At 72.5% G+C, this 2,302-nt stretch carries 3 protein-coding genes, 1 rRNA gene and 1 pseudogene; 2 read left to right on the forward strand and 3 right to left on the reverse strand.

Going from position 1 to position 2,302, the window contains the following annotated elements; genetic code table 11:
- Positions 1-9: 9 nt before the first annotated feature.
- Together rrf and E1283_RS35495 are read left to right on the forward strand one after the other, a co-directional pair.
- Positions 10-126 (forward strand): 5S ribosomal RNA (gene rrf / locus E1283_RS35490).
- Between the two features lie 86 nt (positions 127-212).
- On the forward strand, positions 213-701 hold the full coding sequence (locus tag E1283_RS35495) for a GNAT family N-acetyltransferase (protein WP_132822278.1): 489 nt from the start codon (positions 213-215) through the stop codon (positions 699-701).
- Here E1283_RS35495 and E1283_RS35500 read toward each other — a convergent pair.
- From E1283_RS35500 to E1283_RS37800, 3 genes and pseudogenes are all read right to left on the reverse strand, one after another.
- Positions 682-1,095, reverse strand: coding sequence for a VOC family protein (locus E1283_RS35500; RefSeq protein WP_207930666.1), 414 nt, complete (start codon positions 1,093-1,095; stop codon positions 682-684). The genes E1283_RS35495 and E1283_RS35500 overlap by 20 nt on opposite strands.
- A 10-nt stretch (positions 1,096-1,105) precedes the next feature.
- Positions 1,106-1,525, reverse strand: coding sequence for a helix-turn-helix domain-containing protein (locus E1283_RS35505; protein WP_132822280.1), 420 nt, complete (start codon positions 1,523-1,525; stop codon positions 1,106-1,108).
- A gap of 54 nt (positions 1,526-1,579) precedes the next feature.
- Positions 1,580-2,302: pseudogene (locus E1283_RS37800) on the reverse strand (hypothetical protein); the annotation flags it as partial.

The raw sequence follows: 2,302 nt of genomic DNA on the forward strand, positions 1-2,302 counted from the left end.
TCTAAGGGTTCCGGTGGTCATGGCGGTAGGGAAACGCCCGGTTACATTCCGAACCCGGAAGCTAAGCCTGCCAGCGCCGATGGTACTGCATGGGGGACCGTGTGGGAGAGTAGGTCGCCGCCGGACAATTTTTGTATGTGTAGGGCCCGTTGGGAAACCAACGGGCCCTACGTGTGTTGCGGGTGGGCGGCTCCGGTGAAAGCATCGACCGCATGGTGTACACCATCCGGCGGTCGAGCCGTGAGGACTGGCGGGAGTTCAGGACGCTGCGGCTGGCAGCCCTGAGCGATCCCGTCGCGCCGGTGGCCTTTTTCGAGCCCTACGAGGAGGCCCTCCAGCTCACCCGGGTCGAATGGGAACGGCGGGCCGCCGGGCGCGGCACCGTGGTGTTCGCCGGCGAACTCGACGGCGGCGCCTGGGCCGGCATGGTCGGCGTGTGCCGGGAGGAGCGGTGGGCCCAGGTCGTGGGCGTGTATCTGCTTCCCGAGCACCGCGGCACCGGGCTGGCCGCCCGACTGATGGGGGCGGCCATCGACTGGGCCGGCGGCCGGGAGGTGCGGCTCCGCGTCCACGAGGCCAACGCCCGGGCCGCCCGCTTCTACACGTCGCTCGGCTTCCGGCCCACCGGAGTCAGGGACTCCGACCCCGACGACCTGTCGTTCGGTGCCTACGAGATGGTGCTCAGGCCCGGTCCTGGCTGATCCGGATCAGGTTGCCCGACGGGTCGCGGAAGGCGCAGTCCCGCACCCCGTACGGCTGGTCGATCGGCTCCTGCACCACCTCGGCGCCGGCGGCGCGGACCCGCTCGAAGGTGGTGTCGCAGTCGTCCGTCGCGAAGTTGACGCCGCCCAGCACCCCCTTGGCCATCAGCTCGCCCATCACCTTCTTGTCGCCGGCCGACGCGTCGGGGTTGGCGACCGGCGGTTGCAGCACGATGTTGACGCCCGGCTGGGCCGGGGAGCCGACCACCACCCAGCGCATGCCCTCCGCCGATACGTCGGAACGCACCTCGAGCCCAAGTGCCTCGTGGTAGAAGGCGATCGCCCGGTCGTGGTCGTCGATGGGAAGAAAGCAGTGAGAGAGCGTCAGATCCATGCGTCGCACGCTACGTGTCGGCGGCCGCGGTGCCTTCTCCATTCCTGATCGGGCGGCTGAAGATCTTGACGAAGCACGCCGGAATGGCCGCATCGACGTTGTGGTGGCGGGCCCGGTAGACGCTGGGGCTCTCGCCGACCAGCTCGGTGAAACGGGAGCTGAACGAGCCGAGCGAGGAACAGCCGACCTCGAAGCAGACCTCGGTGACGGTGAGATCGCCCCGGCGGAGCAGGGCCTTGGCGCGCTCGATGCGGCGCGTCATCAGATAACCGTAGGGGGTCTCGCCGTAGGCGGCGCGGAAGCTGCGGGAGAAGTGCCCGGGGGACATCAGAGCGACCCTGGCCAGGGCCGCGACGTCGAGCGGCCTGGCGTAGTGCCGGTCCATGAGGTCGCGGGCCCGGCGCAGCCTCACCAGGTCCCTGGTATCCATCGTGCCTCGTCGTTCACGCTGCCCAGTGTGCCACCCGGCACTGACAGGGCGGGATCAGCCGCCGTCGACGACGGTGAGGGCGCCGGGACGGGCGGCGGTGAGCTCGTCGACCAGGGCGGAGCGCAGGGCGGCCGTCTCCCGCTGGTCGCCGACGACGTAGAGGGTGGCGCCCTCGCCCGCCAGGTTGTCGAGGGCCAGGGTGTCGACGCGGCCCGGCGTGCAGGACTGGCGGATGTGCAGCTGGTCGAGGCCGCCGAGGGCGCGGCCGATGAGCAGGAGCGCCGCGTCGCGCCGGCCGGGGTGGGCGGTGAGGGCGCTCTCCAACTCCATCGAGGCGCCACCGGCGGCGCGCGGGTGGGTGCGGAGGATCTTGCCCGGGGTGCCCGCGGAGCGGCCCTGGGACCAGCGGTGCACCTGCTGGATGGGCTCGCCCGCCAGGGCGGCGGCGTGCAGGTGGCAGCGGAGCACGACCTCGGCCGTCTCCGCGTCCAGCCGGAACACCGGTTCCGGGGGGCGGACCGGCGCGAGGAGCGCCGCGGCACGGCGGCGCGCGAGGGGCATCTCCTCGCAGCCGCGCTGGGGCGCCCAGCGGAGGCGGTTGGGGCTGTCGGTGGCGTGCCCCGGGTCGTAGACGTGGACGGGGCCGAGCTTGCCGCGCTGGCGGGCGGTCCTGGCCCAGAGCCGGCCGTCGGGGTCGACGACGACCAGGCCCCCGGTGGCCCCGAGCACCGCGGCGGCCCGGTCGCTGCTGTCCTGGGCGCCGGCGGGGGCCGGGAC

Source organism: Streptomyces hainanensis (assembly GCF_004348415.1).
Classification (GTDB): domain Bacteria; phylum Actinomycetota; class Actinomycetes; order Streptomycetales; family Streptomycetaceae; genus Streptomyces; species Streptomyces hainanensis.